Origin of the sequence: Dehalococcoides mccartyi 195 (assembly GCF_000011905.1) — a bacterium.
Classification (GTDB): Bacteria; Chloroflexota; Dehalococcoidia; order Dehalococcoidales; family Dehalococcoidaceae; genus Dehalococcoides; species Dehalococcoides mccartyi.
This window is the reverse complement of record NC_002936.3, coordinates 169,486-190,980: the sequence shown is the minus strand read 5'-3', so window position 1 is coordinate 190,980 and position 21,495 is coordinate 169,486. Positions and strand designations below refer to the sequence as shown.

18 protein-coding genes are annotated in these 21,495 nt (G+C 50.3%); 9 read left to right on the top strand and 9 right to left on the bottom strand.

Annotation, left to right across the window (positions count from 1 at the left end; translation table 11 throughout):
- Positions 1–169: 169 nt before the first annotated feature.
- Complete coding sequence (locus DET_RS01115; protein ID WP_010935998.1) at positions 170–1,477, bottom strand: NAD(P)/FAD-dependent oxidoreductase; 1,308 nt, start codon at positions 1,475–1,477, stop codon at positions 170–172.
- 179 nt (positions 1,478–1,656) lie between these two features.
- On the opposite strand from DET_RS01115, the gene leuS reads away from it, so the two are divergent.
- The 3 genes from leuS to DET_RS01100 all read left to right on the top strand — a co-directional run bounded on the left by leuS (position 1,657) and on the right by DET_RS01100 (position 5,488).
- Positions 1,657–4,098: a leucine--tRNA ligase gene (gene leuS / locus DET_RS01110; protein WP_010935997.1), complete on the top strand. Its 2,442-nt coding sequence runs from the start codon at positions 1,657–1,659 to the stop codon at positions 4,096–4,098.
- A 1-nt stretch (position 4,099) separates the two neighbouring features.
- Complete coding sequence (gene proC, locus DET_RS01105) at positions 4,100–4,903, top strand: pyrroline-5-carboxylate reductase (RefSeq protein ID WP_010935996.1); 804 nt, start codon at positions 4,100–4,102, stop codon at positions 4,901–4,903.
- Positions 4,904–4,999: 96 nt separating this feature from the next.
- Positions 5,000–5,488 (top strand): CvpA family protein, encoded by a 489-nt coding sequence (locus tag DET_RS01100; RefSeq protein WP_010935995.1) that lies wholly within the window; start codon positions 5,000–5,002, stop codon positions 5,486–5,488.
- 108 nt (positions 5,489–5,596) lie between these two features.
- On the opposite strand, the gene DET_RS01095 is transcribed toward DET_RS01100, so the two are convergent.
- From DET_RS01095 to rsmD, 3 genes are all read right to left on the bottom strand, one after another.
- Positions 5,597–5,851 carry a YfhL family 4Fe-4S dicluster ferredoxin gene (locus DET_RS01095; RefSeq protein ID WP_010935994.1) on the bottom strand — a complete coding sequence of 85 codons (255 nt, stop codon included), beginning with the start codon at positions 5,849–5,851 and terminating at the stop codon, positions 5,597–5,599.
- Positions 5,852–5,939: 88 nt separating this feature from the next.
- Positions 5,940–6,419: a pantetheine-phosphate adenylyltransferase gene (gene coaD / locus DET_RS01090; protein WP_010935993.1), complete on the bottom strand. Its 480-nt coding sequence runs from the start codon at positions 6,417–6,419 to the stop codon at positions 5,940–5,942.
- Positions 6,391–6,969: a 16S rRNA (guanine(966)-N(2))-methyltransferase RsmD gene (gene rsmD / locus DET_RS01085; RefSeq protein ID WP_010935992.1), complete on the bottom strand. Its 579-nt coding sequence runs from the start codon at positions 6,967–6,969 to the stop codon at positions 6,391–6,393. The genes coaD and rsmD overlap by 29 nt, the downstream gene beginning before the upstream one ends.
- Before the next feature lie 368 nt (positions 6,970–7,337).
- Here rsmD and fdnG point away from each other — a divergent pair, with 368 nt between their 5' ends.
- From fdnG to DET_RS01070, 3 genes are all read left to right on the top strand, one after another.
- The gene (fdnG, locus tag DET_RS01080) at positions 7,338–10,319 is read left to right on the top strand and encodes a formate dehydrogenase-N subunit alpha (protein ID WP_010935990.1); all 2,982 of its coding nucleotides are present in this window, start codon (positions 7,338–7,340) and stop codon (positions 10,317–10,319) included.
- An 87-nt stretch (positions 10,320–10,406) separates the two neighbouring features.
- Entirely contained in the window at positions 10,407–11,618 is a 1,212-nt protein-coding gene (gene nrfD, locus DET_RS01075) for an NrfD/PsrC family molybdoenzyme membrane anchor subunit (RefSeq protein WP_010935989.1), read from the top strand.
- A complete protein-coding gene (locus DET_RS01070) occupies positions 11,619–12,467 on the top strand; it encodes a formate dehydrogenase accessory protein FdhE (protein ID WP_010935988.1) in 849 nt (282 codons plus the stop codon). It begins immediately after the preceding gene.
- A gap of 160 nt (positions 12,468–12,627) precedes the next feature.
- Here the strand turns inward: DET_RS01070 and DET_RS01065 are convergent, their stop codons facing one another.
- The 4 genes from DET_RS01065 to DET_RS01045 all read right to left on the bottom strand — a co-directional run bounded on the left by DET_RS01065 (position 12,628) and on the right by DET_RS01045 (position 17,599).
- Complete coding sequence (locus DET_RS01065; RefSeq protein ID WP_010935987.1) at positions 12,628–13,593, bottom strand: TerC family protein; 966 nt, start codon at positions 13,591–13,593, stop codon at positions 12,628–12,630.
- Between the two features lie 168 nt (positions 13,594–13,761).
- Positions 13,762–15,444, bottom strand: a complete 1,683-nt coding sequence (locus DET_RS01060; RefSeq protein WP_010935986.1) for a DEAD/DEAH box helicase — start codon at positions 15,442–15,444, stop codon at positions 13,762–13,764.
- 450 nt (positions 15,445–15,894) lie between these two features.
- Positions 15,895–16,182, bottom strand: a complete 288-nt coding sequence (locus tag DET_RS01050; RefSeq protein WP_010935984.1) for a hypothetical protein — start codon at positions 16,180–16,182, stop codon at positions 15,895–15,897.
- Between the two features lie 49 nt (positions 16,183–16,231).
- On the bottom strand, positions 16,232–17,599 hold the full coding sequence (locus DET_RS01045; RefSeq protein WP_010935983.1) for a reductive dehalogenase: 1,368 nt from the start codon (positions 17,597–17,599) through the stop codon (positions 16,232–16,234).
- Positions 17,600–17,870: 271 nt separating this feature from the next.
- Between DET_RS01045 and DET_RS01040 the strand changes: the two genes are divergently transcribed.
- From DET_RS01040 to DET_RS01030, 3 genes are read left to right on the top strand one after another with little or no spacing between them, the layout of a single operon-like run.
- Positions 17,871–18,431: a hypothetical protein gene (locus tag DET_RS01040; protein WP_234943826.1), complete on the top strand. Its 561-nt coding sequence runs from the start codon at positions 17,871–17,873 to the stop codon at positions 18,429–18,431.
- Positions 18,421–20,211: a sensor histidine kinase gene (locus tag DET_RS01035; protein ID WP_010935981.1), complete on the top strand. Its 1,791-nt coding sequence runs from the start codon at positions 18,421–18,423 to the stop codon at positions 20,209–20,211. Before DET_RS01040 ends, DET_RS01035 begins: the two co-directional genes overlap by 11 nt.
- Entirely contained in the window at positions 20,192–20,872 is a 681-nt protein-coding gene (locus tag DET_RS01030) for a response regulator transcription factor (protein ID WP_010935980.1), read from the top strand. Before DET_RS01035 ends, DET_RS01030 begins: the two co-directional genes overlap by 20 nt.
- A 170-nt stretch (positions 20,873–21,042) precedes the next feature.
- Here DET_RS01030 and DET_RS01025 read toward each other — a convergent pair whose 3' ends face one another.
- Positions 21,043–21,315 carry a hypothetical protein gene (locus DET_RS01025; RefSeq protein WP_010935978.1) on the bottom strand — a complete coding sequence of 91 codons (273 nt, stop codon included), beginning with the start codon at positions 21,313–21,315 and terminating at the stop codon, positions 21,043–21,045.
- Positions 21,316–21,495 lie beyond the last annotated feature (180 nt).

Here is a 21,495-nt window from a genome sequence, read left to right as displayed (position 1 = left end):
ATGCTGAAAAACCCTGGCAACTGCACCGGATATTCATTATGCGTTTTACAGGCTCTATACGGTATTAGTAATTGTACGTATTTATCTCAAGCGGATGTTCTATATCCGGCAGACAGCCAAAGAAGGGGTAAAACAAAGAGCAGGCTATTACCCCGCCCGGCCATTCCCGCTAAGCCCCCGCCGCTGATTCACCTGCCAGATAGCCGGTGGAAAAAGCCGCCTGAAGGTTATAACCGCCGGTATCCGCATCTATATCCATAACCTCCCCGCAGAAATAAAGCCCTTTTACCAGTTTAGACTCCATAGTCCGCGGGTTTATCTCCTTCAGGTCTACCCCGCCGGCAGTCACCACCGCCGCACTTAAAGGCAAAGTGGAAGTAATATTGAACCGCAGGCATTTCAGGTTTGCCAAGATAACTTCTCGTTCAGCCGCCGTTATCTGGCCGCCGCATTTGAACGGGTCTATGCCGGTCAGGTCTACAAACGGCCTTATCATCTTCTGGGGCAAAAGCTCTGAGAGCAGGTTTTGAAAACTGCGTTTGCCGAAAGTATCAAAGTCCCGCTGGAGGCGAAGACGCAGTTTATCCAGCGAAAGTGCCGGTTTTAAATCTATGGCCACACTCACCGCCCCTTGCTCCAGTGCCTCGGCAACCGGCAGACCCATCAGCATGGTCAAAGGCCCGCCCAGCCCGAAGTGGGTAATCATAAGCTCACCCATGCGGCTTTCAATCACCGCTTTGGGCGGTTTTTTGCCCGCAATACCCCGCCCCCAGTCCTGCAGGGTCAAATCCGCAGGTATTTTATCCGCTTCACAGCGGTAGGCCGTCAGGCGGATATTTTTCAGGGCCACCCCCTGCATGCTCTTTGCCAAATCTATCTCTTTCACCACCAGAGGCACCAGAGCCGGACGGAGTTTCACAATAGTATGCCCCAGCGCTTCCGCCAAACGGAAACCGTCTCCCGAAGAGCCGGTACCGGGATAGGACGCACCCCCGGTGGCAATCACCGCCGCATCCGCCCTGAAGGTCTCCTTTTCGGTTTTGACCCCCACTACCCGCCCCTCACTTACCAGTATCTGGCTGACCTTCTGCCCGCTTACCAAGGCCGCGCCGGAGGCATATTCAGTTAAGGCCGCCACCACGTCATGAGCTTTGTCCGAAACAGGGAAAAGCCGCCCGCCACGTTCGGTTTTGGTTTCCACCCCGTAACGTGCCAGCAAATCCACCAGCTCCTGCCGGAAAAAACGGCTGAAGGCGCTGTATAAAAACCGCCCGTTAGGGCCGAAAGCGGTGATAAATTCGGCAATATCCCGGCTGTTGGAAATATTGCACCTGCCCTGCCCCGAAATAAGCATTTTCTTGCCCGGCTGTTCGGTCTTTTCCAGCAGGATTACTTTACCGCCGCACTCAGCCGCCCGGCCTGCCGCCATAAGCCCTCCCGCCCCCGCACCTATTACCACAATCTCTTTAACTGTCATTAAAAAACCACCGGCCACTTACGGCCAGCCTTTCTATTTATATATAGCACATTTTCAGGTCTGCTTCATTTTACCCAATTCCTGCCCAATATAGAAATAGCCCCGAAAAGCCGCCCCAAACTTGAAAGCACCGGCAGTACGGGGTAATATAATCTGATATCTCAGATAGGAAAACAGAAATGGCCGAAAAATATAATCCGCAGGAAACAGAAAAAAAGTGGCAGGATAAATGGGCGGCAGACCGCCTTTACCACGCCGGTGAAGACAGCCCCAAACCCAAATGGTACTCCCTTACCATGTTCCCTTATACTTCTGGCAACCTCCATATAGGCCACTGGTATGCCGAAGTCCCGGCGGACTGTTTTGCCAGATACAAACGCTTAAACGGCTTTAACGTAATGCGCCCGGTGGGTTTTGACTCTTTCGGCCTGCCGGCGGAAAACGCCGCCATCAAGCACCATATCCACCCCCGTATCTGGACGCTGAATAATGTGGAAAATATGCGCCGCCAGCTTAAAACTATCGGCGCTATGTTTGACTGGGACAGAGAGGTTATAACCTGCCTGCCCGAATACTACAAGTGGACTCAGTGGTTCTTCTTAAAGCTGTATGAAGCCGGGCTGGCTTACCGCGCCAAAGCCCCGGTAAACTGGTGCCCCAGCTGTCAGGCGGTGCTGGCCAACGAACAGGTGGTAGACGGCACCTGCTGGAGATGTGAAACCCCCACCACCCGCCGTGACCTTGAACAGTGGTTTTTCCGCATTACCAACTATGCTGATGAACTGAAAGACCATGACGGCCTGGACTGGCCGGAAAAAATAACCGCCATGCAGAGAAACTGGGTAGGCAAAAGCTACGGGGCGGAAGTATCCTTTGCCCTGGACTGCCCGGCTGCGCCCGAACAGGAGATAAAGGTCTTTACCACCCGCCCTGACACTATTTACGGGGTGACCTTTATGGTACTGGCACCCGAACACCCTCTGGTTGAAAAGATTACCACCCCCGAAAACAAAGCGGCGGTGGATGAATATATAAAGAAATCCCGCGCCTGCACTGAGATTGAGCGCCTTTCCACCGAAAGGGAAAAAGACGGCGTTTTTACCGGTGCATACGTGACCAACCGGGTAAACGGCCATAAAGTACCCGTCTGGATTGGTGATTATGTTCTCCAGAGTTACGGCACCGGGGCGGTTATGGGCGTGCCCGCCCATGACGAGCGTGATTTTGTCTTTGCCCAAAAATACGACTTGCCGGTTATAACTGTAATTGCCCCGCCGGATTATGACGGCCAGCCCCTTGAAGCCGCCTATATAAATGAAGGGGTTATGCAGAATTCCGGCCCGTTTAACGGCCTGCCCAATACCGAAGGCAAAGAAAAGGTATGTGACTATCTGGCGGAACACGGCTGGGGCAAAAAAACCGTAAACTACAAACTGCGTGACTGGCTTATTTCCCGCCAGCGTTACTGGGGCGCCCCCATACCCATGATCTACTGCGAAAAGTGCGGCATTGTACCCGTACCTGAAAAAGACCTGCCGGTGCTTCTGCCGGAAGATGTAGAGTTCCGCAGCGGGGGCGAATCCCCCCTGAAATATAATGAAGGCTTTGTAAATACCACCTGCCCGGTCTGCGGGGGTAAGGCTAAACGTGAAACAGATACCATGGATACCTTCATGTGTTCTTCGTGGTATTTCCTGCGTTATACCAGCCCCGGTTATGACAAAGGGCCGTTTGACCCGGAAAAACTGCGGTACTGGATGCCGGTAGACCTTTATACCGGCGGTGCCGAACACGCCGTTATGCACCTTTTTTATTCCCGTTTCTTCACCAAAGCCCTGCGGGATATGGGCATAATAGACTTCGGCGAACCCTTTAAAAAGCTTTTTAATCAGGGCATTATCGTCAGCAACCACCAGAAAATGAGCAAATCAAAGGGGAATGTAGTTACCCCGGATAATCTGGTGGCAGAGGTAGGCACAGACGCCGTCAGGGCTTATCTGATGTTTGTGGGCCCGTGGGATCAGGGCGGGGAATGGAATGATTCCGGCCTTTCGGGTATGAGCCGCTGGCTGAACCGGGTCTGGAACTTGTTTACAGAAGAATACACCCCCCAAACCGCCTCGGCTGAAGCGGAACGCGAACTTAAGCGCACCCTCCACCAGACTATCAAAAAGATAACTATGGATATTGAACGGCTGCGTTTCAATACGGTAGTGGCCGCCCTGATGGAGCTTTCAAACAGCCTGGCCAAGTTTAAAGAGGCTGCCGCCGTCTCGGCGGAAAGCTGGCAAAACAGCCTTAAAACTTTTGCCCTTATGCTTGCCCCGGTTGCCCCCCATATTGCCGAGGAACTCTGGGCAAATCTGGACATGGAATATTCCATTCACAACCAGAGCTGGCCTAAGTGGGACGAAGAACTGGCTAAAGACGAAGTGATTACCCTGATTATCCAGGTAAACGGCAAACTCCGCGAAAGGCTGGAAATGCCGGCCGGTATCTCGGAGGACGAAGCTAAGGAAACTGCCTTAAACAGCACCAGAGTCAAACCCCACCTGCAGGGCAAAACCCCGGCGTCTGTCATATATGTACCCGGCAAATTAGTAAATATTGTGGTGAAATAATATGAAAATAGCATTTATCGGCGGGGGAAATATGGGCGAGGCCATTTTGGGCGCCCTTATCCAAAAGAATATCTGCCCGCCTAAGGATATTACCGTAAGTGAGATTAAAGCCGAACGCCGCACTTTCCTTGAAAATACCTATGGCATAAAGACCACCCCTTCAAACCCGGAGGCCATAAAAAACGCCGAAGTAGTCCTGCTGGCTATAAAACCCCAGAACCTGGCTGAACTGAGCGCCGGACTTAAGGGCAAACTGGCAGAGACACAGCTGGTCATATCCATTATTGCCGGGGCAACTCTAAGTAAACTGTCCGGCGGGCTTGAACACAAAGCCGTAGTAAGGGTTATGCCCAACACCCCGGCTATGATAGGCATGGGCATGAGCGTCTGGACTGCCCTGCCGGCGGTAAGCCCCGCCCAGAAAGAACAAGCTAAAAGCATACTTTCCGCCATGGGCAAAGAAATATATACCGGCAAAGAAACCATGCTGGATGCGGCTACCGCCATCTCAGGTTCAGGCCCGGCTTATTTCTTCCTGTTTATGGAAAGTCTGGAAAAAGCGGCTCAGGAAATGGGCTTTACCCCTGAGGAAGCAACGGTACTGGTATCCCAGACAGCCGCCGGTTCGGCTGTTTATGCGGAAAAATCCGGCCTGCCGCTTGCCCAGCTCCGCAAAAATGTAACCTCTCCCGGCGGCACTACCGCCGAAGCTATAAAGGTATTTGAGCAAGCCGGACTGGAAACAACCGTGATTAAGGCTGCCAAAGCGGCTTTTGACCGTTCGGTAGAGCTGGGAAAGGGCTAATCTCCCTTTAGCCCAAGACCTGCTTAAATACGGCTGACAAATCCAGACCAATCCGGCTATTGCGTTTACCCATGCAGATATGCTTTAATCAAAGCTATGAACTGGCTAGATATAGTTTTACTGATAGTACTGGGTATTCAGACCGTAAGCGGCTTTTTTACCGGCCTGATACGCAACTTTCTGCATCTGGTGGGGCTGATTATCGGCATTATACTGGCAGGGCGTTTCTACCCCACAGTAGCCGAATGGCTCAGTTTTATATCCAGCCCGGAGTGGGCCAATATAGTGGCTTTCCTACTGGTACTCATGGTCATCTGGGCAGCCACCACTATCATTGCCAAGCTGCTTGATGCCATAATAAAGCCGACTTTCCTTAACTGGATAAATCGGCTGGGGGGCGCAATATTCGGTTTGCTGGTTTCCGGCATTTTTACTGCCGCCCTGCTGGCCATCTGGGTCAAGTTCTTTGGCTCCGCTTCGGTCATTACTGACTCTGCCATTGCCCAGATACTTCTTGACAAGTTCCCGCTGATTTTGTCGCTTTTACCTGATGAATTCGGTGTTATCCGGGACTTCTTCAACTAAAGCCAACACAAAACCAGCACACTAAACCGCCGTAACCCAGATGGCCCTAAGGCATTTACTGTTTTATTTAAAACAATCTATCCAGATCGCCTTAAAATTTCCGGTTTGTTACTTGGGGCTTTCGCCGGGGTGCAGTTTCTGCCATTTGGCCAGCAACTCTTCGTGAGATTCATTGCAGCATTTCACACATGAGTCTACCGGGCAGATTTCAACACACTGAGGGGTTTCAAAAGCACCCACACACTCAGAGCACCTTTCAGGGTCAATAATGTAAATAGTCTCGCCCTCCGAAATAGCCTTATTGGGGCATTCCGGTTCGCAAGCTCCGCAACTGATACAGTCATCTGTTATCTTGAACGACATAAATTCCTTCTACCTCCAAAATCTGTCTTAAGCAAAACTTCTTCTGGCGATACACCCTCCTGTAAAATAATTAATTGATTATACCACACTAGGCAGACGCCAACTTGTTTTTTAAAGCATCTGCCACATGTTCCGAGATTAACCCGCTTGAATCCCCCCCCAGCATCACCACTTCTTTGATAAGCGAAGCACTGAGATACTGATACTGAGGCTCTGAGAAAAGACAGCAAAGCTCAATCCCCTCGTCCAGACGGCGGTTCATGACGTACATTTCCATTTCACGCTCAAAATCAGCCCCTACCCTGAGGCCGCGGATTATAAGTGAAACACCCATCCTGCGGGCAAAATTAACCATAAGCCCGCTGAAAGAATGCACCTCTACATTAGGAAGGTCTTTGACGGATTGCTTAATAAGGTCTACCCTTTCGGCAGCCGTAAAAAGACCCGGTTTGGCAGGATTATCAAAGACAGCAATAATCAGCCGGTCACAAAAGCCAGAAGCGCGTCTGGCGACGCTGAGATGGCCTAGGGTTACCGGGTCAAACCGGCCCGGGTAAATGGCTATCAAAACGGCTGTCCTTTCTATATATAGCAATCAGGCTATCACCGTGACGATGTTCTTTTAACATCGTAAGCCGCCCGTAACGCTCCGCCAGGGTCAGATGGGCGGAATGGGTAACCGCCATAACTGTGTTTTCACCTATAAGGCTGGAATTCCCCAGCTTTTCCAGTACCTCGCCAATCTGCTGGTTGCGGTACGGAGGGTCTGCCAGTATTACGTCATATTGCTTGCCTAGCAAGGACATAGCCTTGGGTACATCCAAACAATAAACGTGAGCCTGGCCTGCACAGCCAATGGTTTCCAAATTTTGTTTTATTATATCACAACAAGCGCGTTCATGTTCAACAAAATCTACATGACCGGCCCCGCGGGAAAGGGCTTCCAAACCTAAAGAGCCGCTGCCGGAATAAATATCCAGCACCTCGCTCCAGTCTTCGGCTATTGCCTCCAGCATGGACATCATAGCCCCCCTGACCAGTTCGGTAGCCGGGCGGGTAGCTTTACGCTGGGGTACAATTATGTTTTTGCCTTTGGCATCTCCGGCAATAATTCTCATACCTTAAAAAATAGCGGAATGCAGACTCCAAATCAAGTTTAAACATAGCCGAAACCAGTTTTACCATAATACCCGGCTGCAAAAATACGGTTCAGAATCTTAAAGCCAGGCGGGCGGGAACTATGCCTGTTGTCAGGGAAGAGCCTAAGATTTTTTGGAATATTTTACCGCATTTTCAGTTTAAAGACCGCCTGGTTTACCGGGTTTTCCAAGCCAAAGAATATTTTTGAAAAGATTTATTCCTGATTAAACCCCAGCACTAGTACTTTGGATATAATTTATTCGTGATTTTAACTTGCGTTTAAACAACTACTTGGTATATCATATTAACAAATTGTGTCTCCAGAGCCTTTAGTAAGGAGGTAGTGATGAGGTCTCAGTTTAGTAGGCGAGATTTCCTCAAGATCAGCGGAGGGACCGCGGGTCTCTTTGCCACAGCTGGTCTTTTCCGTGGACCCATCAAGGGTGTTGAGCCCACGATGGTTGACACGCGCCCCCGGTGGGTAAAAGAAACCACCACCATCTGTCCCTTTGACGCCAGCGGTTGCGGATTTATCTGCTATACCGATTCGGCCGGCAACCTCACCAATATGGAAGGTGATCCTGATAATCCAGTAAATCGGGGGAGTGCCTGTTCCAAGGGTGCTTCACTGATTCAGCTTCACAATAACAAACACCGTCTAGAAAAGGTGCTTTACCGTGCCGCCGGTGCAAGTGATTGGGAAGAGAAAAGCTGGGATTGGGCCCTTGGTGAAATTGCCAACAAGGTAAAAGCCAGCCGTGACAGCGGGTTTGTAGCTACAAATGCTGCCGGCAAGACTGTCAACCGCACCGAGGCTATTGCCTCACTGGGCGGGGCTACACTGGACAACGAAGAATGTTATCTGCTGTCCAAGATGCTTCGCGCCCTGGGTATTGTCTACCTGGACAGCCAGGCCAGACTGAGTACCGCTTCCAGCCTGGAAGCCCTGGCGGCTTCATTCGGGCATCATGCCATGAACAACAGCTGGACGGATATCAGCAACGCCAATGTCATTTTGGACATGGGCGGTAACCCGGCTGAAAACTACCCCGCCTGTTTCTCCCATTTGGGTGAAGCCATGGGCAAAGGGACAGAGCTTATCAGCGTTGACTGCCGCCTGACCCGGACTGCGGCCAAGGCCGGCACATTCGTTGCCGCCCGCTCCGGTTCGGAGATTGCCTTTACCGGCGGTCTTATCAAGTATGTCATTGCTGATATTGAAGCCCACCCCGCAAATTACAACCTGACTTATATTACCGAGTACACCACTGCCGGCATGGTAGTAAATTCCAACTTCAAGGGCCCGGCTGATTTGGACGGTATGTTTACCGGTTACAACTCCGCCAGCCATTCTTACGACCAGTCAAACTGGAGTTTTGCCAAAGCCAGCAACGGCGACCCGATAATAGACAAAACCCTGACCAACCCCAACTGTGTCTTCCAGCTTTTGAAGAAGCAATATGCCCGTTACACCCCGGAAATGGTAGCCGCAACCTGTGGCTGCTCTCAGGCTGATTTTGCAAAGGTCTGTGCCTCTTTTGCCTCAACCGGCAAAGCTGACAAGGCCGGCGCTATTATCTACGCCATGAGCTCCACCCAGCACACTTCCGGCGCTCAGACAGTCCGGGCTTATGCCATACTTCAGATGCTGCTGGGCAATATCGGCGTATCCGGCGGCGGTTTATTCGCCCTGGGCGGCGAATCTAACGTACAGGGTGCAGCCGACAATGGTGTTGCCTGGAACAAACTGCCCGGTTATTTATCTGCCCCCACTGAAGATGACACCAATTTTGCTGCTTTTGCCGCTAAATCCAGCGAGCAGAACGCAGCCAGCCTTTTGAAGGCCTGGTACGGCTCTAATGCCTCCAGCTCAAATGGCTTTGGTTTCAGCTTCCTGCCCAAGACAGATACAAATACCGATTACTCTTATGTAAATGCTATCAAGCAGATGGCTGCCGGCACTATCAAAGGTGCTTTCGCCTGGGGTGCAAACCCGGTGGTTGAAAGTGCCGCTGCCGCTCAAGCCACTCAAGCCCTGGCTAAACTGGACTGGCTGGTAGTGACAGATATGTTTGAATCTGAAACTGCCGCTTTCTGGAAGAAAGAAGGCATCAGTTCACAAACCGAAGTCTTCCTGCTGCCCGCCGCCTGTTCTTATGAAAAGGAAGGCAGCGTAACCAATGCCGACCGCTGGGTACAGTGGCGGAACCAGGCCGTAAATGCTCCGGGTGAAGCCAAATCCGAGCTGGAGGTTATCAGCTCCCTGTTTAGCCGCATTCAGTCCCTTTATCAGGGCGAAAGCGCTCTTAATGCAGAAGCTATCACCAAGCTCAGCTGGACTTACAGCACCAACCCCTCTGCGGCTGACGTAGCCAAAGAGATGAACGGCTATAAAGTATCTTCCCTGCAGCAGCTTGAAAGCCCTGAAGAGCTGAGGACGGACGGAACGGTTGCCTGCGGCAACAATCTTTATGTCGGCAGCTTTACAGATGCCGGTAACCAGATGGCGCGCCGCGAACAGACCGGTGTCTTCCATGCCGGTTGGGCCTGGAGCTGGCCGGTGAATATCCGTATCCTGAACAACCGGGCTTCAGTTGACCTGAGCGGCCAGCCCTTCAATGCGGCTAAACCCGTTGTCAGCTGGAACGGTATGGGTTGGAGCGGTGACATTGTTGACGGCAATAACCCCCCGGTTAATCAGAGCGGCGGACTGCCCTTCAAAGGCACAAGCGGCAGTCAAGGACAACTCTTTGCCGCTATGGCTGACGGCCCCATGCCCGAACATTACGAACCCTGGGAAAGCCCGGTGGACAATGCTCTGTCCGGCACCCAGAATAATCCGGCCGCTATGGTCTTTGAGGGCGACACTAAGGGCAGTGCCGGTGAATATCCGGTTATCTGCACTACTGTACGCACCGTTGAGCATAGTCTGGGCGGAGAACTAACCCGCAATATGCCTTTCCTGGTAGAACTTGCCCCGGCCGCTTATGTGGAAATATCCGAACAGCTGGCCAGCGAAAAGGGTATCAAAGCCGGTGATATTGTAAAACTGACCTCGGCCAGAGGCAGCGTGTCAGTGGCTGCGGCCGTTACCAAGCGACTTAAACCATTCAGTATTGGCGGCAAGACTGTTCATCAGGTAGCTATACCCTATCACTGGGGCTTTATGGGAATTGCACAGGGTGACAGTGCCAACACACTTGCCCCGAACACCGCAGACTCCAACTCCTCCACTCCTGAGTTCAAGGCGTTCCTGGTCAAGGTGGAAAAAGAAGCCGACGGTACCGTACCGACCATTACCGGACGCTACAAGGTACTTGAGGACTAAGCCATGAAGTATCTAAATGCTAAATTAAACGGCGAACTCGCATATACGGAAGGGAATTCTCCTTCCAGGAAGGGAGGGCTTTAGAGCATGTTCAGTGCCATCAAGGGCTGGGTAAACAAGCTCGAACAGACCGGCAACCCCAACGTGCCTTTATTCGGCAAATGGGGACTCCTCCAGATTATCCTTGCTCTGGGCGCCTTAACCGTAGCCGGATTAAAACTGGCTTACGGTCTGGGTCCCATTACCAACCTTTCAGATAACTGGCCCTGGGGTCTTTGGGTTGCCTTTGACGTAGGCGCATATATCGCCTCGGCGGCCGGTGGTTTTACCATGGCTGCCATTGTATACATATTCGGTTTTGAGAAATTCCGCCCCCTGGTACGGCCGGCTATTCTCATTGGTGCATTGTGTTACACCATCGGCGCTATCGGCATCATGATTGACCTTGCCCGCTCCATACGGATTGTTCATCCTATCTGGATGTGGAACCATGAGTCCATCATGTTTGAAGTAGGCTGGTGCGTTATGATGTACCTGACCGTACTCTACCTTGAATTCTCCAACAATATTTTTGAACGTATTGGCTGGAAGAAGCTGGGTAACCTGCAGCACTCCTTTATTATCCCGCTGGTTATCTTCGGCATTATGCTCTCCTTCCTCCACCAGTCTTCACTGGGTGCCCTGTTCCTGATTAACCCGGCTCAGCAGCCCCTCTGGCACGGCCCGCTGATGGGTCACCTCTTCCTGGTATCCGCCATGGCTCTGGGTCTGGCAGTACTCACTTACTTCTCCATCATCCTGTCCCGCTCATGGAAGATGACCCTGCGTATGGATATACTTTCCAAACTGGGGCTGGTTATCGCCTGGATTCTGCTGGTTTATCTGGCAGCCCGCGGCGTTGACTACGCTATCACCGGAAACCTGGCCGCCGGCCTTAACGGTGACTGGTATACCGTACTCTGGGTAGCTGAAGTAGGTATCGGCATGTTACTGCCCATGATACTGCTCTTTATAAAGAAGGTCCGCACTTCGCGCACCGGCCTTCTCTGGTCAACCGGTTTGATAATTATGGGTGTGGTCTTAAACCGCATAAACACCCTGGTTATCTCTCAGGCTCCCAACCGCGAAGGCAGCTACTTCCCGCACATACTGGAATTTGTCTTCACCTTCGGCCTTATTGCCGGGGCTATGTATGTATTCCGTCTGTGTGCCAAATACCTGCCGCTTTATTCTGACCACATGAAGGGGCTTACCCCCGAACAGGTCAAGAAAGCACCTGAGGTTATACCGGCAAGCTAAATGAATACTAATCGGCTGGAGCGTATCAATTCGGAAATTGAAAGATACAGGGCCGCTCAGCCGGAACTGGAAACCATACTTGCCCTGTACCAGAAGGTTTTTGCAATTCAGGAGTCGGCTTCCTCGCAAGAGGAGCCGGCTCCCCTTATTTCAGAGGAAGATGCCATAGCCAAACTGGCATCCGGGGAATATATACTGAAAGGTATTCCGCTTAGCCCCCCTGCCGAACTTTTTCACCAGACAGGCCTTAAACTGGGACGCACCTTTACCCAAACCGCCGGAGAGAAATTCCCCGCTCCAGCCCTTCTTAAGCTGATAGAAAGCCATCCTGAAGGATTATCCGGCTTTATTTCCGCCCTGCTGGCAGACAATCTGGACTATCTGGCTGAGTTTGCCCAAAAAACCAGCTTCAATCCTGAAACCCTGCTGTTTTTTGTGACCAATCTGGTTTCGCCATTCCTGGTTGCCCAGGCCAAATATTACCAGCCGCAGGTAGACCTGCTGGGCTGGGATAAAAATACCTGCCCCGTTTGCGGCTCCAGCCCCCGCTACTCACGGCTGGACAAAGACACCGGTGCCCGCCGCCTTTTCTGCTCACTCTGCCATACCCAGTGGAATTACCGGCGGATAAAATGCGCCTACTGCACTAATGCTAACACTGAAAAACTCCGCCACTTTTACTCTGCTGTATTCCCCTACCAGCGGGCAGATGTCTGCGAAAAGTGTAAGTCATACATCAAGACCACTGACGAACGGCGGCTGGGACGTGAATGCCTGCCGGAAGTGGAAGACGCTGTTTCCATTCATCTGGATAACATCGCCCAGAACGAGGGCTACCAGCCCGGCTAGAACCCCTTTTAAGCCCCGTTTCCTGCCCTGCCCATATGATTTCACCTGAATCCCCCAAAGCGCATAGCTATGCCATTTTAGTCAGGCAAAATTCACGGGGAAAGCACACCAAGCCAGATAATACCGGGAAAAAGGAAGGGGGCTTTCGCCCCCCTGTTGTTTACTTATCACCCTCATCTACCGGACACTCCGGGTGAGGTACTTCAACCGGCTTTATTTCCTTAGGCGGCTTAAGAAGTGACGCCGCAACCGATACCGCCAGTATAACCGCCACCACACTTAAGGAAAGCGCCACCGGCAGGTGGACAAATTCACTGATAAGCATCTTAATACCCAGAAAAGACAAGATAGCAGCCAAACCATAATGCAGATAATGCAGCTTTTGGATAATCCCCGAAAGAGCCATATACATAGCCCTAAGGCCCATCACCGCAAAGATGTTAGACGTAAAGACAATAAACGGGTCTAACGTAATAGCCATAACCGCCGGTATGGAATCTATGGCAAAAACCAAATCCATAGCCTCTATGGTAACCAGTACCAGAATCAGGGGGGTAGCCAGTTTTCTGCCGTTTTCTTTTATAAAGAAATGGTCTCCGTGCAGTTTGTTGGTCATGGGCAAAATACGGCAGACAAAATTCACCAGCGGGTTCTTATCAGGGTGTATTTCCTGATTTTGGTCTTTGACCATGCGGATACCGGTATAGATAAGGAAAGCCCCGAATATATACAGTACCCAGCTAAGGTTTTCTATAAGGGTAATGCCGGCCGCTATAAAAACCGCCCGCATAATAATAGCCCCCAGAATACCCCAGAACAAAACCTTGTGCTGATACTCCCGCTTAATACAAAAGTACGAGAATATCATGATAAACACAAACAGGTTATCTACCGAAAGGGACAGCTCAATAATATACCCGCTCAGGTAATTAAGCCCGAATTCGCTGCCCATACTGAAATATATAAGCCCGCCGAATATCAGGGCCAGCAAAATCCAGACGCCGCTCCAGATAAGGGCTTCTTTAGTTTTTACTTCATGGGCACGGCGGTGAAAGACGCCCAGGTCCAGTGCCAGCATACACAGCACCATTACGGCAAATATTATCCACAAAACAGTCAGCGACAAGGCTATGCTCCTTTAAACCAGATACAGTTTATCCCAAAGCAAAATACCAAAATAAACAGCTTTTGTTTATGCACCGTATTAATCAGGCTAATATAACACCCGCCATAGAGTCCGTCAAATAACCTTTTGAAAATTAAGGGGAGTGATTTTGGCACTCCCCTTTTATTCCTAATAAGTTGGGTTGTTCTCTGAAACAGGCGGTTTTGAACGCCTGAAGAAGGGCGGTTTTCCCACTTTATTCCCCGGCCGGGCCGGGCGGTTTGCAAAAGAAGCTTTGCCGTTAAAGCGGGCCGGACGGCGGCTTGAAAACTGCTCCGGGTTTTCAGAAACAGACCGGGTATTTTCAGCCGAAGTCACTCCGGTTTCCCTGCCAAATGAAGGGTAGGCTTTAGCCGCAGCTTGAGCATCATCCTCTTTCCTGAAAGCAGGACGGGCATTAAACCTGGCTACAGGCTTAGCTGCCATAGGGGCATCCTCAAACGAAGGGCGTCCCCCAAAGCGGGGGGCAGAGTACCCTTCCCGGCGGAAACGGGGGGCGGAATCAGCCGGGCGTCCGGAACGGACAGCCTGACTAAACGGCCTGACATTGCCTGAGGGCATTTCAGCCGTAAGACTATTTGGTGAAGTTTCAGCTGCAGGCATTTCAGAGCGGTTATAACCCTCAGCCGAATAACCCCGGCGGGGAGCAAAGCCCCGGCGCTGCGAATGGTTCTGCCCGTCATTACGGGTGGTGGCATAATCAAACCCATCAACCCGGAGGCGCTGGATTGGGCTGTTTATCAGTTTTTGAATATCCCTTACCATATCACCATCACGCCCGGTCACCAGGCTGAGGGCCTGCCCGGTGCGGTCAAAACGCCCGGTCCGTCCGATACGGTGAGTATAATCTTCAGGGGTATCCGGCATATCATAATTTATCACGTGGGAAATATGGTCAATATCCAGACCCCTGGCGGCAATATCGGTAGCCACCAGAATTTTAAAATTCCCCCGGCGGAAGCCTTCCATGACGGCATGGCGGCGGTTTTGGGAAAGATTGCCCTGCAAAGATGCAGTAGTAAAACCGGCTCTGGATATTTCATCAGCCAGGTTTTCCGCCCCGTACTTGGTGCGGGCAAATATCAAAACAGACTTGGTTTCCGTTGTTTTCAGAATTTCAATCAGCAAAGGGGTTTTCTGATGGTTTTTCACCGGATAAACACTGTGGCTGACACTGCTTGCCGGAGCCTGAGTACCAATCTGGATAGTTACCGGATTAGTCTGGGTTTCCAAGGTCAGCTTGCGGACTTCCGGCGGCATGGTGGCTGAAAATAAAAGGGTCTGATGCGGCTGAACCAGACATTTCAAAATACTCTGGATATCCGGCTGGAAACCCATATCAAACATGCGGTCAGCCTCGTCTATAATCAGGGTCTCCACCCCGCAAATATCAATAGTTCCCCGCCAGATATGGTCTAAAAGCCTGCCGGGGCAAGCCACTACCACATCTACCCCGCTCCGTAAGCGGCGGATTTGCTGGTCCATATTAACCCCGCCGTAGATAGAGCACTCCCGGATGCGGGCGCGCTGACCCAGCGAGCGGAAGCTCTCAGCAATCTGGCAGGCCAGCTCTCTGGTAGGCGCCAGCACCAAAGTACGTACCCGCCCCCTGGGGGTAGAAAGCATTTTCTGGATAACGGGTAAAGCATAAGCCGCGGTTTTGCCAGTACCTGTTTGGGCCAGACCAATAACATCATGCCCCTCTAAAATAGGGGGAATAGCCTGGGCCTGAATGGGGGTGGGCTCTTGATAACCGCAAGCCCTGACCCCGGCCATAACAGCCGGAGCAAAATTGAAAGATTCGAAAGACATACAACTCCTGTTGAGTGCTTGGCACTCATATTTTTCTTCTGCCGGCAGTCAGACAACCGCTAATTTCTAACTGTTGTCCAGATAGGAAATCTTATATCCCATCATTATCCTGCCCTATTCTAAAAAGGATGCAGAAGATAGGAGTGCAAGTAATTACCTTGGGGGTAGATGAGCCGGTCCTTCAATGAGGACGGTTGAAAAGCTACCCAGCCCTGGGATTTTTCCCTGCCCGGGCCAGGCCATGTGAAACCGGGGCCAAACCCGAATTACTATATTTTCTTATCTGTGTTGCCCTGCTTATGCAGTTAACTAAGGATATAACAATCTGGTTTTTATGTCAAATTTACCCCAACTAACATTCAAATAGGATTAGCCTTTACCTGCCAAATACAAAAAGAAAGGCAGAAGGCCATACAGCCCCCTGCCTTTCCGTAGTACTAACTAAGTGGTTTAAATGCCTGATTTGCGGTTACGCCGCCAGATAAGCTGCCAGGTTATACCCAGCACCAGCAAAGCCAGCAAACCGAATATCAGACCGGAACTGCGGGCGGCACTGGCCACCGATTCTTCGTTAAATGTATTAACAAAGACGATACCGCTGCCAACCAGCAAAACAAACAAAGCCATCATCAGGTAATCTACCCAGATAAGTTTTATATTATGTTCCTTGGCGGCATGCCACAGCCAACTGCCGAATATACCGACAAGCAAGCCGAACAAAAAGATAATTGCTGTCATATCTCCAACTCCTTTTTAAAGTACCTTGATATTCAGAGAGACCCCGTGTCTATCTCCAGGGAGCCCATTCACCGGTTGCATGCCCTTCAGGATAGCGGTTATAGAAGAAGTCATCCAGCTTAACCAGGAACGGGGCAAAGGCCGGGTTCTGGCCTACCATACGCCCTATTTCGTGAATCAGGGTATCAGGTTTAGACCAGGGGCAGACGCTCTGGCACTTGGAACAGCCATAAGCCAACCTTTGGGACAAACATTTTTTGCCATCCTGGAACCAGCGGATAGACTTGACTACCGTATCCACTTCGCTGGGTTCGTCATCCATGGAAATAGCACTGGCAGGACAATTATCAGCACACTTCTTGCAGACCTTGCAGAATTCCTGAAGGCCAAAATCTATGGGCTTATCCGGAACCAGCGGCAAGTTGGTAAAGACTTCCATGATTCTCATCTGGGCGCCCCAGGGTGAAATCACCAGGCCGCTCCTGCCCAGTTCACCCAGACCGGCTTTGACTGCAAAGGGGGTATCCATAATATCAGTATCGCTAAAGATATTGGCCTTAGCATCATGTCCCAGTGAGCGGATTATGGATTCCAGATAATGGGGAGCAAAGTCCGATTGGGAACAGGCTATTTTGGCACTGGCCTCAACCAGAGGTCCGGTCATGGCACTTAGAGTATCGGTATCACATTTGTCAGCCATGACAATGCAGTATTTGTAGGGATACGGCCAGGGTATTTCACGGCCCTCATCTACATAATTCGCATGTCCGGTGGTATAAGTACCCTTGGTTCTGCCAACGCTGTAGAAGAAAGGTTTCATATCTTCAGTTACTTCGCAGATACCCACCTGCTCACAGCCAAACCAGCGGCAGATTTTCTTTATGCGGGCTGTCATTTCTTCGGGAGAAAGCTCAACCTTAGTGGCGGCTATAGGTGCCTGCTGATACCGACCCGGCTCAAGGGTAATATGCCACCTGTCCATAGCAATCTGGAAAGCATTACTCCAGGTATAATCAGCCGCTTCCAAAGGGGTAATTTCAGCTGCGTGTTTCTTTTTTTCCTGAACAGCCGCAAACAGCACCGGTCCCCAGTCTCCGGGTTCACCTGACCAGTCACCGGTTGAGCCGCGCCGGACTATCTGGGAAAAACCATGTTCACGGGCATCAAGTCTTTGAGTAGGGGCAATAACTCTGGTAGTACCTATATAGCCGTCCTTGTTTTCAATTCTTTTGTAAAAACTTTCCGGCAGGTCCCGGGTAAGGGAGGCACTTCCCATTTCATCCATAGCTTTGATACTCGGATTAACCAGTTCCTCAGCGGATACAGTTGAAGCTGTTGCCATGATAGTGGCAACGGTGGCAGCAGATGCAATACCCGCACCTTTTACAAAATCACGGCGGTTTATTTTTCCATCCATGTCCTGACCCTTTTGTTTACCTTTCTATGTAAGATTTAATTGCAAAATAGGCCCCAGGCAGATTGCGCGCGTCGCCCTTGTCCTAAAGTGGTGTTAAATGCATGGTATTACATCACGTATCTAACACTCAATAACTAGTGGATACTAATCAGTAATACCCTGTATCAGTTCTGTTACACCCTACCTAAACGTGCGGGGGTGCATTGTATTACCAGATTAATAGATATAAAATGGAAATATGGCATATCAGAATTTACTGTCAGAAAGCAGTATGATTACCAGAACCCAATCCGCTGAACTTGAAAAAGCCATTCGCGCTGTTCTCCCTTCGGAAACTGCGAAGCTGATTGATCTGGCTGAACAGATGTTTGACGACTACAAACAGGGCTTGATTCAGCATAACGAGGCCAGGAATCTTATCGGCATAATCCAAAATAAAGCCGAAGAAGCTCAGATAATAGACCGTGATTGCGCTCCTGTAGCCATATTCAGCCCTGTATCCTATATCCCGCCGGGTATTACCCTGCTGAAAGCCTATCTTAAACTGAACGGATTCAGGCCGCTGGTACTGGAGCTTGACGAACACAACATCCGGCAGATGGCCGGGCAGATTTATCCAAAGGCTGTTGTCAGCCTGACCCTGTTTCACCATATTGATAAACTGGCGAAACTGCAATCTTGTTTCAAAGACGCCGGGCTGGGTGTCATAGCGGGGGGCGTACCCTTTATCTACCAGCACCAGAACAAAGACAGGCTCTCTTTTTGTTATTTCCCGGAATCACTCCGGGAGCTTATCTGCAAACTTAGCGAGGATTTACCAAATGAAGACTGAAAATAACAAGGTTGGAATAGTCACCTGCGTGAGCATGAGTAACTTCGTGAAAAACTGGGCTCAGCACAGGAATCTGGACGTACGTATTTACCCCATAACCAATTTCTGCTTTTACAGTGTAAAAATAGAGATGCTCTCTTATTATATTGAAAGGGCAATTCTGGAAAACGGCTACTGCATTTTAAACTATGGTATGTGCAACGAATCTATCAGCCAGCTTAAAGACCATTATGCCGGCAGGTTATCCGTAGTAGAGCTGGACAATTGTTACGAAGCAGCCATAGGCACAGCTATCTACCAGGAACGGATAGAACAGGGGCATATCTTCCGCAATCCTACCACTATGACCTGCTGGCAGAATATGCCCACCCTGGAGGTTATGCAACCGGTTGAAACGGGTCTCTACCCTGCCCCCATAACCTTTATTCTGGAAAATGGCGAAGAAGAAAAAGCCGCTAGTTATGTAAACAAACTTAAAAGTGTTACCGCTCTTGACTACTCGGTGGAGGTACTTAACCCCCAGCCCCACTTTTTAGAAGATAAACTTGACCAGGCTTATGCCAAGATACAGCTTGCCAGTTATGAAGAAGACGCAACCCGCCGGCTGATTTTCCCGTTCTCTTTCCACAATTCAGATGAATACCTGTACATTCTGGATAAACATGACAATCTGGTATTCAGCCCGTATGTCGCCCCCACCACCCCCAACCAGATATGCGAAAAGCTGCTGGAATTTATCCTGGGACATCAGACTGACAGCAGTTTTAAGGTAATAGACTTTGACTGCCTGCTGAAACAACGGGGACTGTATCTGGACAAATGCAAACGCTTTGCCAACCGCTCTTCTTTGACCACTGAGTACGAGATTATTCAGGACGGCCAATCCACCTGGATAAAAGAGATACTCTGGGTATCTTATGATGATAGCTGCTCTATATCCAGCATCTGCGGGCGGATGGAAGATATTACCAAGGTAAAGACCTCCGAAAAATCTATAGCCGAAAGCTATACCAAAGAATGCCTGCTCAGACAGGCTTTACAGGACGAAACCAAGAAACGGCAAGCCCACCTTAAGGCACTGGTGCATGAAATCAGAACCCCCCTGACCCCGCTGCTGGCCGCCAGCGACGCTCTGGTAAATGTATCTGAAAAAGGCACCGAACTGTATAATCTGGCCAGCAGTATCCGCGAAGGGGCAGAGACTTTAAACAACCGCATTCACGATTTGATTGAACTTGAACGCGGCAAAATAGGCATGCTGAAACTGAAAATGGCCCAGTATTCCGTTGAGGATATCCTGGACGAACTGCAAATGCGTTATACGCCCATCTTTCAAAAACAGCATAAACACCTTACCTTTTGTGATGAAACACCTAAGGCTTATATATATTGTGACAAGGAACGCCTGCTGCAGATACTGACCAACCTGATAGACAACGCCTTAAAGTATACCAAGGCAGAGGACAGCGTATCAGTTGCCGCCGGGGTAGAAAAAGGATTTTTACGTTTCAGGGTAACTGACAGCGGTGCGGGCGTATCCGCCTGCATGATTCCCGACCTTTTTACCGAATACGGCAAACTCAGCGGCGGGAATAACCTCAGCGGTCTGGGACTAGGGCTGCCTATTGCCAAACTCTATGTTGAAGCCCATGGCGGCCAGATTACTTATAACCCGGCAGAACCTAAAGGCAGCGAATTTGCTTTCACCATACCTCTTAAAACCATATCCGAAAACGAACTTTCTGACCTCAGGATAGTAAATGAACATTCTAATAGTTGAAGATAATGACGCGGCTGCCTCAACCATAAGCTCTATCTTAAGACTATCTTACCATGACGCCAAAATTACTGTTTGCCGTACCGGTTATGAGGCGGTAGAAAGCGTAAACTCCGACAAGGCTGACTTGGTTCTGCTGGACCTGGGGCTGCCGGATATGAACGGCCTGAAGGTTCTGGACGAAATACACCCGATTACCGGTGCCCCTATTATTGTGGTCACCGCCTGTGAAGACGAGGAAAATGTTTTAAAAGCTCTGGAACAAGGAGCAGACGAATATATTACTAAACCATTCCGCCATCTTGAATTTCTGGCCAGAGTTAAAAAAGCCTTATCTAAAAATATCAGCCAAAATACGGCCATAATAAAATCCGGGGATATTACCATTGACTGTGCCAAGCATGAACTTTCGTTCCGGAATGACCGGGTATTCCTGACCAGAGTAGAAACCATGATTATGAGCCTGCTGCTGCAGAGGAACGGGCAGATAGTGGACTACCGGGATATATCTGATGCCCTCTGGGGGCACGCCTACCCCGGTTCAGATGAAAGCATACGGGTTTACATATCCCGGTTGCGCCTGAAGATAGAAAAAAACCTGAAGGCCGGGTGCATAATCAAAAACGAGGCCGGCATAGGATACCGGCTGTCCCTGGCCGAATAAACCCCCGCCTGTTTTAGCCACCCCCGGATACAAGCTTTAAACCCGCTTCTTAGCCGGTTCTCTAAGTACCCTAAACCGCCGACAAAACAGACAGGCCGGCTTACGGCCGGTAATACCAAAGGGGAGGGGGTTAACCCCCTCCCCTTCCAGATACATAGATAACCCCAGTGTTAAGCTTTTTTGGTTCTTCTAGCCGCCAGCTGCCAGGCCAAAGCCAGCAGTATCAGCGAAGGCAAACCGGTAACCAGCAGGAACATAGAAGCGGCCTTGGATTCCAGCTCGGCAAAGCTGCCAATGAAATTCTGGATTGTAAAAAGGAGCAATGCCAGGCCAGCTAAACCGATTACCCATTCATACCAAGAAAGGCTGGCGTTATTGCGTTTTAACATCCAGACTACTCCCAGTATCAAAGCCCCAACTATCAAGCCAATTATAAACCACATATTTTGATTTTCCTCCTACCAACCATCAGAGATTGGTCTCAACATTTATTCACCCGCAACCACATGAATCAGTCGGCAATGGGTCTTGAACAGGCAGGTAAGGAACATTCGGGTCTTTAGCCGGATATCCATGCTCCATAGGAATATCTCCCTGCGTATCCTCTGCCTCAACGTTACTTG